General features: G+C 69.4%; 15 protein-coding genes. All 15 read left to right on the forward strand.

Features of this window, described 5'->3' with window-relative positions:
• The coding region (locus AB0F10_RS00675) for a flagellar hook-length control protein FliK (RefSeq protein ID WP_360619520.1) at positions 1-706 on the forward strand (706 nt) is incomplete at its 5' end.
• Between the two features lie 85 nt (positions 707-791).
• On the forward strand, positions 792-1,280 hold the full coding sequence (locus tag AB0F10_RS00680) for a flagellar hook capping FlgD N-terminal domain-containing protein (protein ID WP_360619522.1): 489 nt from the start codon (positions 792-794) through the stop codon (positions 1,278-1,280).
• An 82-nt stretch (positions 1,281-1,362) separates the two neighbouring features.
• Complete coding sequence (locus tag AB0F10_RS00685; RefSeq protein ID WP_360619524.1) at positions 1,363-2,562, forward strand: flagellar hook protein FlgE; 1,200 nt, start codon at positions 1,363-1,365, stop codon at positions 2,560-2,562.
• A gap of 188 nt (positions 2,563-2,750) precedes the next feature.
• A complete protein-coding gene (locus tag AB0F10_RS00690; protein ID WP_360619526.1) occupies positions 2,751-3,056 on the forward strand; it encodes a flagellar FlbD family protein in 306 nt (101 codons plus the stop codon).
• The gene (locus tag AB0F10_RS00695; protein ID WP_360619528.1) at positions 3,056-3,847 is read left to right on the forward strand and encodes a flagellar motor protein; all 792 of its coding nucleotides are present in this window, start codon (positions 3,056-3,058) and stop codon (positions 3,845-3,847) included. Before AB0F10_RS00690 ends, AB0F10_RS00695 begins: the two co-directional genes overlap by 1 nt.
• A 2-nt stretch (positions 3,848-3,849) precedes the next feature.
• Entirely contained in the window at positions 3,850-4,863 is a 1,014-nt protein-coding gene (locus tag AB0F10_RS00700) for a flagellar motor protein MotB (RefSeq protein WP_360619530.1), read from the forward strand.
• 20 nt (positions 4,864-4,883) lie between these two features.
• Complete coding sequence (locus tag AB0F10_RS00705; RefSeq protein ID WP_360619531.1) at positions 4,884-5,348, forward strand: flagellar basal body-associated FliL family protein; 465 nt, start codon at positions 4,884-4,886, stop codon at positions 5,346-5,348.
• Between the two features lie 110 nt (positions 5,349-5,458).
• Positions 5,459-6,394 carry a flagellar motor switch protein FliM gene (locus tag AB0F10_RS00710; RefSeq protein WP_360619532.1) on the forward strand — a complete coding sequence of 312 codons (936 nt, stop codon included), beginning with the start codon at positions 5,459-5,461 and terminating at the stop codon, positions 6,392-6,394.
• Complete coding sequence (fliN, locus tag AB0F10_RS00715) at positions 6,391-7,131, forward strand: flagellar motor switch protein FliN (RefSeq protein ID WP_360619533.1); 741 nt, start codon at positions 6,391-6,393, stop codon at positions 7,129-7,131. The genes AB0F10_RS00710 and fliN overlap by 4 nt, the downstream gene beginning before the upstream one ends.
• Positions 7,132-7,134: 3 nt before the next feature.
• Complete coding sequence (locus AB0F10_RS00720; RefSeq protein WP_360619534.1) at positions 7,135-7,539, forward strand: flagellar biosynthetic protein FliO; 405 nt, start codon at positions 7,135-7,137, stop codon at positions 7,537-7,539.
• A gap of 1 nt (position 7,540) precedes the next feature.
• On the forward strand, positions 7,541-8,389 hold the full coding sequence (gene fliP, locus AB0F10_RS00725) for a flagellar type III secretion system pore protein FliP (RefSeq protein WP_360619535.1): 849 nt from the start codon (positions 7,541-7,543) through the stop codon (positions 8,387-8,389).
• 46 nt (positions 8,390-8,435) lie between these two features.
• Positions 8,436-9,161, forward strand: a complete 726-nt coding sequence (fliR, locus tag AB0F10_RS00730; RefSeq protein WP_360619537.1) for a flagellar biosynthetic protein FliR — start codon at positions 8,436-8,438, stop codon at positions 9,159-9,161.
• Positions 9,162-9,164: 3 nt separating this feature from the next.
• Positions 9,165-10,256 (forward strand): EscU/YscU/HrcU family type III secretion system export apparatus switch protein, encoded by a 1,092-nt coding sequence (locus tag AB0F10_RS00735; RefSeq protein ID WP_360619539.1) that lies wholly within the window; start codon positions 9,165-9,167, stop codon positions 10,254-10,256.
• A 109-nt stretch (positions 10,257-10,365) separates the two neighbouring features.
• A complete protein-coding gene (gene flhA / locus AB0F10_RS00740; protein ID WP_360619540.1) occupies positions 10,366-12,408 on the forward strand; it encodes a flagellar biosynthesis protein FlhA in 2,043 nt (680 codons plus the stop codon).
• Positions 12,386-13,918 carry a hypothetical protein gene (locus tag AB0F10_RS00745; RefSeq protein WP_360619541.1) on the forward strand — a complete coding sequence of 511 codons (1,533 nt, stop codon included), beginning with the start codon at positions 12,386-12,388 and terminating at the stop codon, positions 13,916-13,918. Before flhA ends, AB0F10_RS00745 begins: the two co-directional genes overlap by 23 nt.
• Positions 13,919-13,921: the final 3 nt, after the last annotated feature.

Genomic DNA, 13,921 nt, shown 5'->3' on the forward strand with positions numbered 1-13,921 from the left:
CGCGCAGCCCGCGAACGACCAGCCGGCGGAGGCTCCGGCCACCGCCGAGCGGGCCGCGACGACCGGCGGCGAGACCGGCACCGAGGGCGAACCGACCGGCCAGGGATCCGGCGGGCAGGGATCCGGCGCGAACGGCACGTTCACCCCGTTCACCGCCGCGGCGACACCGGGCACCGACGCGCCGATCGGCATGCCGCAGTTCGGCGGCGTCGGCGCGACAGCACCGGCCGCGCCGGCGGCCCCGGTCGCAAACACCGCGCCGCCCGCACCGCCGATGCCCGGTCCGCTCGCGACCCAGCTCGCCGCGCGGATCACGCCGCTGCGGCTGGACGCCGACGGTGTGCACCGGTTGACGGTCAACCTGCATCCGGTGGACCTCGGTCCGGTGCAGGTCATCGCCGAGATCCGCAACGGCGAGATCAACGTGCAGCTCTCCAGCTCGACCGACGCGGGCCACGACTCGCTGCGCGACGCGATGAATGAGCTCCGGCGCGAACTTCAGCAGGCCGGTTTCTCGAACACGTCGCTCGACCTGCGTCAGGGGACTCAGCAGGATCAGGCGCGCCAGCAGTTCGCCTTCATGGGCGAGAAGAACGGATCCCAGGCCGGGAACCGGGCGGGCGGCAACGCGGCCGAGCCGCCGGCTCCCGCCGAGCCGAGCCTCCCGCGTACCACCGGCAACAGCAGAATCGATGTCCGGGCATAAGCCGGAGATAACCGCTAAGTGAACCAGCGGACCGGCCGAACCTCAGTGCGAGGGCCACCGACACGCACTCAGGAGGACTTGTTAGATGACCCAGGAATTCGGTGTCACGAGTAAGACCCCGACGTCGCTGTACACGAGCAAGACCACGACGGACGTCGGCAGCAAGTCGGTCGCGGACCAGGACACGTTCCTGAAGCTGCTGGTGGCCCAGCTCAAATATCAGGACCCCAGCAACCCGGCCGACTCGACGCAGTTCCTCGCGCAGACCGCGCAGTTCACCCAGGTGGAGAAGCTCGGTCAGATCGCGGACATGCTGCAGGCCCAGCAGTTGATCGGCGCGAGCGCGCTGGTCGGCAAGCCGGTCACCTTCCAGGACGCTAACGGCAATACGCACACGGGCATCGTCGCCAAGACGAAGCTCAACGGAGGCAGCGAACCGACGCTCGTGGTCGGGAACATGGATGTGCCGCTGTCCAGGGTCACGGAAGTCCTGCACCCCGCCCTCGCGGCGCCGCCGGCGGCACCGCCCGCGGCACCCGCCGCGGACCCGGAACCCACGCAACTTCCGGCGTAGTCCACGCCTTCGGGCGAGGGCACCTGAACGGCGCACTCAAACCACATCCGATGATCCCGCTACAACGAAGGACAACTGACTTATGCTGCGCTCCCTTTTCTCCGGCATCAGCGGCCTGCGTGCTCACCAGCAGATGATGGACGTCACCGGCAACAACATCGCGAACGTCAACACCACCGGTTACAAGTCGAGCCAGACGGTATTCCAGGACACGCTGTCGCAGATGATCAACGCCGCCGGTGCACCGCAGAACGGCTCGGGTGGCACCAACCCCGCCCAGGTCGGCCTGGGCGTGCGTACCGCCAGCATCAACGCGAACTTCAGCCAGGGCGCCGCGCAGACCACCGGCAAGGCCGGCGACATGATGATCCAGGGCGACGGCTTCTTCGTCGTCAAGAGCGGCAACGAGTCCGTGTACACCCGCGCCGGATCGTTCACCTTCGACGCCAACGGCTCGCTGACCACCCCGAACGGCCAGATCGTGCAGGGCTGGGGCGCCGACACCAACGGCATGGTCAACACCGCCGGAGCGCCCGGCGACATCAAGCTGCCGATCGGCATCAGCCTGGCACCGGAGGCGACCACCAAGTTCACCCTGACCGGAAACCTCTCGTTTGAGGCACCGGTCGACGCGACCGGTTTGACCCCCGGCAGTTCCAAGGTGATCCCCATTCCGGTGATCGACGCGAACGGCGCCTCCGGCACCCTGAACGTCACGATGACCAAGACGGGTGTCGACGAGTGGACCGCGTCGACGCCATCCGGCTCGAGCGTCGTGATCAATTTCGTGAACGGCAAGCCCGAGGTCGGCGGCGTACCGGTAACCAACATCGCCCTGGACGGGCTCGACGTCGACATCACCGACGTCACCCAGTACAGCGGCAGCACCGAGGCCAGGGTCAGCGCGTCGGACGGTTCCGGGGCGGGCATCCTGAGCTCGTACACGGTGTCGAACACCGGTCAGATCGTCGGTGTGTTCTCCAACGGCCTCAAGCAGACCCTCGGTCAGCTCGCCCTGGCGAACTTCAACAACGTCAACGGCCTGGAGAAGATCGGCGACTCGATGTTCCGCAGCACCGTGAACTCGGGCCTGGCCCAGGTCGGCTCGGCCGGCTCGGCGGGCCTCGGCCTGATCACCAACGGCGCGCTGGAGATGTCGAACGTCGACCTCGCGCAGGAGTTCACCAACCTGGTCATCGCGCAGCGCGGCTTCCAGGCCAACAGCCGGATCATCACCACCTCCGACGAGATCCTCCAGGAACTCGTCAACCTCAAGCGCTAGCAGGTAGCAACACCGGTGTGAAGCCGGGACGGGCCGACAGCCCGCCCCGGCTTCGCTATATCCGGGCCACGCCGCACCCGTATGGCGACCAACTTGCGCTCAACGGCAACCGGCACAGGGCCGAAATGACATAGGACAGGCCACGGACGGTTCCGCCAGCCAGCTCTGACGCCCCAAGGACGGATGTCTTGATCCTCGTAACCCGCCTCAACGGTGCCGTGTTCGCACTCAACCCGGACCTCGTCGAGCGTGCCGACTGCACACCCGACACGGTCATCACGCTGGTGGACGGGACCAAGTACGTCATCGCCGAGTCCGTGCCCGAGTTCATCGACTCGGTGCGCCACTACCGCGCCTCGCTGATCGCACAGGCGAGCCGCATCGAGTCCGAGCCCGCCCTGCTGGCCGGCAACGGTACCGCCGACAGCGGGACCGACGACAACGACGACCAGAGCGCTGCGAACGTGCTGCAGCTGCACCGGAAGGACCGCTGATGGATATCGCCGCTCTCGTCGGTGTAATCGCAGGACTGGCCATCGTCTTCATCGTCCAGTTCCTGGACGGTGGCAGCGCCGCCTCGATCATCCTGATCCCGGCGATGCTGCTGGTGTTCGGTGGCGCCCTCGCCGCCGGCATGGCCGGTGGCGTCCTCAAGGACACGCTGGGCATCGGCACGCTGCTGAAGAAGGCGTTCCTGGCCAAGGTCACGCCACCGAACAAGCTCGTCGAGGACGTCGTCAAGCTCGCCGAGCGGGCCCGCCGCGAGGGCCTGCTGGCCCTCGAGGACGCGGTCAAGACGGTCGAGCACCCGTTCCTGAAGCGTGGCCTGCAGCTGGCCATCGACGGCACGGACCCGGAGGAGCTGCACGACATCCTGCACGCGGAGGTCGGCGCCAAGAAGAAGGCCGACAAGGCCGGGATGAAGCTCTTCGAGAGCATGGGCGGCTATGCGCCGACCATCGGCATCATCGGCACGGTCATGGGCCTGGTGCACGTGCTGGAGAACCTCGACAAGCCCGAGCAGCTGGGCCACTCCATCGCCGCGGCGTTCGTCGCGACCCTCTGGGGTGTGCTCTCCGCCAACCTGATCTGGCTGCCGCTGGCGTCCCGCCTGAACCGGCTCTCCTCCCTCGAGGTCGAGGAGATGGAGCTGGTCATCGACGGTGTGCTCGCCATCCAGGCCGGCTCCAACCCGCGCCTGGTCGCCCAGAAGCTCCGTAGCCTGCTGCCGCCGGACGCCGCCAAGGCCGCCGAGGCCGCCGCCGCGAACAAGAAGGCCGCTTAGTCATGAGCTCCGGGGGCGCGGGACGCCGTAGGAAGGGCCAGCACGAGGAGCACGAGGAGCACGTCAACCACGAGCGCTGGCTCGTGTCGTACGCCGACATGCTCACGCTGCTGTTCGTCCTGTTCGTGGTGCTGTACTCGATGAGCAGCGTCGACCAGAAGAAGTTCTCCGAGCTGGCCTCCGGCCTCTCGCAGGGCTTCGGCGCGCAGAACGCGGCGGTCACCGGCAACCTCTCGAACCTGGACGGCTCCAGCGAGGCCGCCGACATCGTGCCGATCGACCCGGGCCAGGACCCGGGCGACGGCGCGAGCGGCACGGACGGCATGACCAAGGGCAAGGTCGTGGAGGTGGACCGGGCGCTGCGGGCCATCGATCGCAAGAAGGCCGCGGAGAAGGCCCGGGCGGCCACCAAGGAGGCGGAGGACCTCGAGGCGATCGAGCACAAGATCGCCGACGCGCTCGTGCGGGCCAAGCTGCTCGGCCAGGTCCAGTTCACCATCGACCAGCGCGGCCTGGTGGTCACGGTCGTGACCAACGAGGTGGTCTTCGCGGGCAACCGCGCCGACCTGCAGCCCGGCGGCGAGGCGATCCTGAACGCCATCGCGCCGGCGCTGGCCAAGCTGCCGAACAACGTCGAGGTCGACGGCCACACCAACCAGCTCAAGGCGGCGACCACGTTCTACCCGAGCGGCTGGGAGCTGTCCGCGGCCCGGGCGTCGACGACGGTCCGGTACCTGATCGGGCACGGGCTGGCGAAGGACCGGATGAGCGCGGTGGCGTTCTCGGACACCAAGCCGCTGATCGACCCGCGCGACCCGCGGGCGGTGACCATGAACCGCCGGGTGGACGTCATCGTCCTGACCATGCTCCCCGCCGAGCAGGCCGCGCTGCTGCCGTCCGCCGCGGGCGACGAGTCGAAGCCGCACACCGGAGTGACCTCGGCGCAGGCGGCGGCCGCTAAGGCCAGGGCCGCAGCCGCCGAATCAACCGGCGAATTCGCAACTACGCACGGCTGACCACGACAGGAGGAGTTCCGATGAGCAAGGACGACAAGGACACTGCGGCGGATGCGCCGAAGAAGTCCAAGAAGATGCTGATGATCATTGTGCTCGCCGTCGTGCTGCTCGGCGCGGGCGGAGGCGCGGCCGGGTACGCCTTCCTCAACAAGGGCGACTCAGCTGCCGCGAAGCCGCCGCCGGAGCGGGGCGTGGTCGTTGCGATCGAGAACACGATGACCATCAACCTGGCCGACGCGCACTACCTCAAGCTCGGCTTCGCGCTGCAGATGACCAAGGACGCCGGCGAGGAGGAGATCGACACCGCCGAGGCGCTGGACCTGGCCATCGACCAGTACACCGGGATGAACATCGCGGCGCTGGAGACCGAGAAGGGCCGCGCGAAGGCCAAGGACGAGCTGCTCGCGAAGATCGAGAAGGCCTACACCGTGGATGACAAGCAGCTCGTGATGGGCATCTACTTCACCAGCTTCGTCACCCAGTGACCCGCGGGAACGGGCAGGTCCGGTCGACCCGGATCTGCCCATTTCCCGTAGATTAGGAAAAAACACCCTCTCCGGCTCAGCGGTCGTGCAACCGAGCCGATGAGGACGACGTGACCACATCTCCGCCCCGCTCCCCCGGGAAGATGTCCCGGCGCGGCAACACCGGCCCCACCTCGTACGACTTCCGCCGGCCGATCAAGCTGTCCCGCGAGCACATCCGCACGCTGCAGATCGCCTTCGAGACGTACGCGCGCAGCTGCGGCACCCTGTTCACCACCCGCCTGCGCGCGGTGAGCAGCGTCTCCCTGATCTCGATCGAGCAGCTGAACTACGACGAGTACGTCGCCACGCTCTCCAACCCGACGGTCATCGCCGTGGTGCACATCGAGCCGCTGAGCGGCACGGTGCTGATGGAGATCTCCACCTCGGCGGTCATGACCGCTATCGACCACATGCTCGGCGGCCCCGGCGGCGCCCAGCCGGAGCGGCCGCTCACCGACGTCGAGATGCCGCTGCTGCGCGGGCTGCTGGAGCGGATGCTCGGCGAGCTCCGGTACGGCTTCGAGACGCTCGTCGACATCAACCCGAAGCTCAAGGAAATCGAGTACAACGCCCAGTTCCTGCGCACCCACCAGCCGGGCGACGCGGTCGTCGTCGCCTCGTTCGAGGTGCGCATCGGCACCGAGGAGTGCGTGGCCAGCATTTGCCTGCCATTCGGCACGATCCTGCCGGTGCTCGAGATGCAGGAGACGATCGAGCTGACGGCGGCCGACCGGATGGTACGCGACGCCTCGCTCCGCAACCTCACGGCCGGGCTTTCCGCCGCGCCGATTGACGTAGCCGTCCGATTCCAGCCCATTCGCATGCGTACCGATGACATCGTGGAGCTACGGCCCGGCGATGTGCTGCCGCTGGGGCACCCGACCAGTGTGCCGCTCGAGGTAACCGTCAACGAGACCGTTTTCGCACACGCAGTTCCCGGCAACCAGGGTGCCCGGCTCGCCTGCCTCGTGGTGCCGTCGCCCAAGGAGGAAGAGCGCCGATGACCGCGCCCACGATCACCGTGCCGCAGCTGGCACTGGTCCGGACCGCCGCCGCGGCGGCGTTGGCCGTCCTGCCGACGAGCCGGGAACTCCTGGTCGGCGCGCCCGCCATGGCGAGCGCCGACATGCTGACCACCGGGCAGGCGGTCACGGCGAAGTTCAGCGGCGCGGCAACCGGCGAGGTCGTCGTCGTGGTCGGGCAGGACCTGGCGGACGCGCTGAAGGAGAGCCCGCTCGGCGAGCTGGACCTGACCGCGGCCGTACGCCCCGCGCTGGAGGCCGCGGCCCGCGCGTTCGGGCCGGTGATCCTCGACCCGGGACAGCTCATGGAGCCCGGGGTGGCGCTGAGCGCGATCGCGGCGAAGGACGAATCGGTCGCCGTGCCGCTGCTCGACGGCGGCGTGGTCCGCGCGGTTCTCGCGATGGTGCTCACCCCGTGGCCGTCGTCCGAGGTGGCGCCCGCCGTGCAGAGCGCCGGGCCGGTGATCCGCGGCGGCCTGGACATGCTGCATGACGTCGAGATGGAGGTCTCGGCCGAGCTGGGCCGGACCAGGATGAGCGTGCGGGAGCTGCTCTCGCTGATCCCGGGCGCCATCGTCGAGCTGGACCGTGCCGCCGGCAGCCCGGCGGACCTGCTGGTCAACGGCCGGCTGATCGCCCGCGGAGAGGTCGTCGTCATCGACGAGAACTTCGGAATCCGGATCACCGAGATCATCTCTCCCGGCAGTGAACGGGAGTAAGCCTTGTTCGAGCTCGTCCTGCGGATCGGCTTCTCGCTGCTGGTCGTCTTCGGCCTGATGTGGGGACTGGCCAAGGTGGCGCGGCGCGGCGGCATGGCCAAGCGCGGGTCGGGCAATCTGGCGCTGCTCAACCGGCAGCACCTGACCCGCGGCTCCTCCGTGGCGATCGTCCAGGTGGCGGACCGCGCACTGATCCTGGGCGTCACGGACACCCAGGTCAGCCTGCTGGGCGAGACGGACCTGGACGCGTTCGGCGCCGAGCCGCAACCGGTGCACGAGAAGCACGACGCGCTGCCGGCCCTGCCCGTCCTGCCGGAACACGGCGGCAAGCTCGACGGATCGATCCTGTCGCCGCGGACCTGGGGCTCGACGCTGGACTTCCTGCGCGACCGGACGACGAGGCGCTGACATGTGGCGGCGGACCCTGCTGATCCTGCTCTTCGCGCTGGCCGCGCTGGTGCCGGCCGCCGCGGCGCAGGCGGCATACCCGCAGCCGATTCCACAGCCCGCACCGGTCGCCGTGCGGTACGAGATGCCGAGGGCGCCGGGGCCGACCACGCCGGTGGCGCCGACCGTGTCACCCACCGCCGGCATCAGCGTCAACATCGACGGCACGAATCCCGACGGCAGCAAGCCGTCCACCGCGCTGGTGATCGTGCTGGGCCTGACGATTCTCTCGGTGGCCCCGGCGGTCCTGCTGCTCACCACGTGTTTCACCAAGGTCTTCATGGTCCTCGGCATCAGCCGGAACGCGCTGGGCCTGACCGCCATGCCACCCAACCAGGTGCTGGCCGGCCTGGCGCTGTTCATCAGCCTGTTCATCATGACGCCGACGCTGACGCAGATGAACGAGCAGGGCCTGCAGCCCTACCTGGCCGGGGAGAAGACCCAGTCGCAGGCGTTCGAGGACGGCATGGTGCCGCTGCGCAAGTTCATGCTGGAGAACACCCGCCCGGACGAGCTGGCATTGCTGATCAAGGTCGCGGACCAGGAGAAGCCGGCGAGCCCGGAGGACGTGCCGACGACCACGCTGATCCCGGCGTTCGTCCTGTCCGAGCTGCGGGCCGCCTTCATCATCGGCTTCGTCATCTTCATCCCGTTCCTCATCATCGACATGGTCGTCTCCGCGTCGCTGATGTCCCTCGGCATGATGATGTTACCGCCGGTAACAGTGGCGATGCCGTTCAAGCTCCTGCTCTTCGTGCTGGTGAACGGCTGGGGGCTGATCATCACGGCACTCGTGGGGTCGTACCAATGAGGCCCGGGTGAACTGGGACGTACCCGTCACGGAAATTGTGGCGATCATGCTTGGCGCCACCCGCTGCGGCGCCTGGCTGATGCTCTGCCCGCCGTTCAGCTCCAGGCTCATCCCCTCGCAGGTCAAGGTCCTGCTCTCGATCGGGCTGTCGCTGCCGATGGCGCCCTACCTGGTCGCGTCGACGCCCTCGATCGAGACCTGGTCGATCATCGCGAGCGCGGCGCTGCAGGTCTTCGTCGGCGCGACGCTCGGCTTCATCACCTATCTCTACTTCGCCGCGGTGCAGGCGGCCGGCGACCTGCTGGACGTCTTCGGCGGCTTCGCCCTGGCCTCGGCGTACGACCCGCTGTCGCAGAATCAGAGCTCGGTGTTCGGCCGCTTCTACAACCTCGTCGCGGTGACCCTGCTCTTCGCCAGCGACGGCCACCAGATGATCATGCGGGGCTTCCTGCAGTCCTACAAGACGCTGCCGCTGGACGCGACCTTCTCCACGGCGACGCTCAGCGAGGTGCTCACCGAGGGCGTCTTCGAGATGTTCGTGGCCGCCCTGCAGATCGCCGGCCCGCTGATTGCCGTCCTGTTCCTCACCGACGTCGCGTTCGGCCTGCTGAACCGGGTGGCCCCGGCGCTGAACGCGTTCCAGCTCGGCTTCCCGGCGAAGATCTTCCTGACCCTGACCCTTTCCGGTACGGCGATCGCGGTCCTGCCCCGAGCCCTGGAAGAACTGATCGACCAGGCGGTCGTCGCCGTCGTCAAGCTGACCGGGGGGTGATCCGTGGCCGGGGAGAAATCCGAACAACCGACAGCGCAGAAGCTGAAGAAGGCCAAGAAGGAAGGCCAGATCGGGCGCACCCCGGACATCGGCGCCTGGGTCGGCATGCTGGCCGCCAGCATCGTGCTGCCCCGGACCCTGGGCTCGGCGATGGACCACTCCCGGGAGCTGATGACGAAGATCCCGGACGTGATCGCCAACCCGGACCCGCAGATCGCGCTCGGCATCCTCAAGGACGGCCTCATGAGCGCCGGCTGGGCGGTGCTGCCGCTGGCGCTCACGATGATGGCGGTCGGCATCGCCGCGGCCGCCGCCCAGGGCGGGATCCGGGTCGCCACCAAGCTGTTCATCCCGAAGTTCAGCCGGCTCAACCCGCTGCCCGGCATCAAGAAGATGCTCGGGCCGCAGTCGCTCTGGGAGGGCACGAAGGCGCTGGTCAAGACCGGTGTGCTGGCCGCCATCCTGTACCTGACGATGAAGGACATCGTGCCGCTGCTGATGACCGCGGGGCGGCTGCAGATCGGCTCGCTGCTCGGCGTGATCAACGACGCCGTGCTGTCGCTGATCCGGGGCGCGGCCACGGCCGGCATCGTGATGGCCGCCGCCGACTACTTCGTGGTCCGCCGGCGCACCAACAAGCAGTTGCGGATGACCAAGCAGGAGGTCAAGCAGGAGCACAAGAACACCGAGGGCGACCCGCACGTCAAGGGGCAGATCCGGGCCCGCCAGCAGGCGATGGCCCGCAACCGGCAGATGGCCGACGTCCCGACCGCCGACGTGGTGCTGGTGAACCCGACCCATGTCGCCGTCGCCCTGCGGTACGACGCGGAGAAGGGCGCGCCCCGGGTGATCGCCAAGGGGCAGGGCGCCATCGCCCAGAAGATCCGCGAACTGGCCGCCGAGAACCGGATCCCGATGGTGCAGGACGTGGCGCTGGCCCGGGCGCTGGAGAAGAGCGTCGAGGTGGGCATGGAGATCCCGGCGGACTTCTACGGCGCGGTGGCCAAGGTGCTGGCGTTCGTGATGAGCCTCAAGTCGAAGGGCTCGGCGGCCGGCCTGCACCGCAACCCGAACCCGGCACCGGCGGCCGTCTGAGCCGCCAATTCGGTTGCCACCGCGAATTCGGGCGGCATGCTCTCAATCTAGGAGATTTCCTCACATCACACACCTCGCTGCGGGAGTATCGGCAGGTGGAGGGGGTGCTGTGAAGAACCGCAACCTCAGCAAGCTCGCCGTGCCCATCGGGGTCATCGGCATCATCGTCATGATGGTCGTGCCCCTGCCGACCTTCCTGCTCGACATGCTGATCGCGCTCAACATCACCGGCGCCCTGCTCATCCTGCTGATCGCGATGTTCGTTCAGCGCCCGCTCGACTTCTCCGTCTTCCCGGCCCTGCTGCTGGTCGCCACGCTGTTCCGGCTCGCGCTCAACATCAGCGCCACCCGGCTGGTGCTGCGCGACGGCGACGCCGGCAAGGTCATCCATGCGTTCGGCAGCTTCGTGGTCGGTGGATCGCTCGTCATCGGCCTGGTGATCTTCATGATCCTGATCATCGTGCAGATCGTCGTGGTGACGAAGGGCGCCGAGCGCGTCGCCGAGGTCGGGGCGCGCTTCACCCTCGACGCCATGCCGGGCAAGCAGATGGCGATCGACGCCGACCTGAACGCCGGGCTGATCGACGAGGCCGAGGCGAAGCAGCGGCGCGCCGACGTCTCCGCCGAGGCCGACTTCTACGGCGCGATGGACGGCGGCTCCAAGTTCGTCAAGGGCGACGCGATCGCCGCGATCATCATCACCGTCATCAACCTGGTCGGCGGCTTCGCGATCGGCATGATCCAGGAGGGCATGTCGCCCGCCGAGGCGATGAACCACTACAGCCTGCTGACCGTCGGCGACGGCCTGGTCTCGCAGATCCCGGCCCTGCTGCTCTCGGTCGCCACCGGTCTGATCACCACGCGCTCGGCGACCTCGGGCGACATGGGCAGCAGCGTCACCACCCAGCTGAGCCAGAACAAGCTGGCCCTGCGCATCGCCGGCGGCGCCGCGCTCGGCATGTGCGTCATCCCGGGCCTGCCCAAGGTGCCGTTCCTGGTGATCGGCGCGGGCGTGCTGCTGGTCGCCCAGCGGATCAAGGACCCGGTCCCCGAGGGCGAGGGCAAGCCGGTCGCCGAGATCGAACGCCCCTCGCCGGACTCCCCCGAGCAACTGCTGGGCGAGATGCGCGTCGACCCGCTCGAACTGGCGCTCTCCCCCGACCTGGTCGACCTGGTCGACACCAACGGCGGCGACCTGCTGGACCGGGTCCGCGCGCTGCGCCGCAAGATGGCGCTCGAGCTGGGCATGATCATGCCGCCCGTGCGCACCCGGGACGACCTCGACCTTCCGCTCTCCTCGTACGCGATCCGGATCAGCGGCGTCGACGCCGGCACCGGCCAGGCCCCGCCCGGCACCGTGCTGGCGATCGGCGACGGCCTGCAGGCGCTGCCCGGCCGGGCCGGCGTCGAGCCGGTCTTCGGCCTGGCGGGCAAGTGGATCCCGGCGGAGCTGCACTACCAGGCGGAGCTCTCGGGCGCGACGGTGGTGGACCGGGCGTCCGTGATCATCACGCACCTGGCCGAGATCGTCCGGCAGAACGCCAGCCGCCTGCTCGGCCGCGAGGACGTGCGGTCGCTGACCGAGATGGTCAAGCGCACCCACCCGGTCGTGGTCGAGGAGCTCACCCCGTCGGTGCTGAGCCTCGGCCAGATCCAGCGGGTGCTGCAGGCGATGCTGGACGAGAGCGTGCCGATCCGCGACCTGGTCCGGATCTTCGAGTCGCTGTCGCTGCGCGCCAAGGTCTCCGTCGACCACGACGGCCTCGTCGAGGCGGCCCGCGCGGCGCTGGGCCCGGCCATCGCCGCCCAGTACGCGACCGGCGGCCGGCTCACCGTCATCACGCTCGACCCGATGCTCGAGCAGAACCTGCTCGAATCCCTGCGGCCGAGCGAGACCGGCGCGTTCATGGCGATCGACGGCATGCGCGCCGAGGCGATGGTCACTGAGGCCGGCCGGCTCGTCGAGGCCGCCGAACAGCAGGGCATCACACCGGTGCTCGCCTGCTCACCGCAGTTGCGGCTGCCGTTGATGCGTCTCCTGCGCGCGGGTTCACGCCGCGTGCAGGTGCTGTCCTATTCCGAGATCTCTGGTTCTTCCGCACAGATCGAGACCATGGGGGTGGTGAACGGTGCCTACGCGGGTGCTGCTTGAGGGGCCGGCGATCGAGCCGTTGCTGGCGCAGGTGCGCGATGAGTACGGCTCATCGGTCCGCATCATCTCGGCCGACAAGGTCCGTACCGGTGGTTTCGGCGGTTTCTTCGCCAAACAGCGCTACGAGCTGTCGGTCGAGGTACCGGACGCCGATGAACGCGACGGGCCGCAGAATCGACCAAGGGCGGCCGAGGAGCCACCACGGACGCTGGAGCAGTTGCTGGCCCACGCCGAGTCCGGGGACCGGATAGCGCCGGATGCCGGCCCGGCCGACGTCGACCGCCGGACGGGCCGCGACGCGGGCATGGGCGACGCCGCCTCCGCCGTTGGCAGGCCCGGCTCCGGTGGCGGACGGGAGGTCGACGATCCGGGTGCCGCCTTCGCCGAGCTCATGGCCGGCCTCGACAAGGCGGACAGCGCAGCGTGGGCCCGGCCGCGGCCGCAGCCCGGGGAGCCGGAACAGGACGACAGCCCGACGGTACGGCCGTTCCGCCCGGCGAAGGCCACCGGCTCACCGGTCAACGGCGGCGCCACCGGCCCCGGTTCCGGGGTGAGACCGGTGCCGCCCGTGCCGTCGCTCGCCGAGCTCATGGGCGGCCTGGGCGTGAGCGGGGATCCCGCCGCTCCCGCGAACTACCCGGTGCCGCCCCGCACCGCGGCCGCGGCCTACGGCCTCGCGCCGGCCTCCACCGCCAACGACCTGGCCGAGACGCTGGCCGGTCTCGGTCTCGGCGCGCCCGGCAGCGCACCCCCCGGGACGCTGCAGGCGACGACCAGGGCCGGCGCGCAGCCGCCGGCCATGATGCGGCAGATGCACCCGGATCCGGTGCAGCGCAACCTGCTGATGGTGGGCATGCCGGAGGAGATGGTCGCGCAGGTCGTCGGCGGCGACACGTACGCGGGCGTACTCGGCGTGCTGGCTGCGCGCCCCGCGGCGCCGGGCATTCCGGACGCGCCCGGTGAGATCCTGGTGCTCTGCGGCGACCTGGACCACGCGCTGCCGCTCGGCAAGATGCTCTGCGAGCAGGCCGGCATCGACCAGGCGCACCTGCTGCTCGGCGGGCACTCCGCCGCCGGGACCGGGCTGCACTCGTCGCGGGTGCTCGGCGACCCGCCGGCCGCCGCGACCAGGGCGGACCGGATGCAGAACGCCGACCATGCCTGGATCGTGGTGGTCGACGCGAAGGTCGGCGGAACCGACCCCATCTGGGTCAGCGACATGTGCGACGCGCTCCGCGCCACCGCCGTGTGGGCGGTCGTCGACGCGACCCGCAAGACCGGGGACACGGCCCGGCACCTGCGGACGCTCGGCGACATCGAGGCGCTCGTGGTGCACAGCCTGGACCTCACCGCGGACCCGGCGACGGTGCTCGGCCTGGACCGGCCGATCGTCTCGCTGGACGGCAAGCCCGCCACCCCGCACACCTGGGCGGCGATGCTGTGCGCCCGGATCGCCTCGGACGTGGTCCCGATGGCCGCCCTGCCGCGGCGGCCCGCCCGGGGCCGGTAGCCC

The sequence above is a fragment of the Actinoplanes sp. NPDC026623 genome, assembly GCF_040638275.1.
Taxonomy (GTDB): domain Bacteria; phylum Actinomycetota; class Actinomycetes; order Mycobacteriales; family Micromonosporaceae; genus Actinoplanes.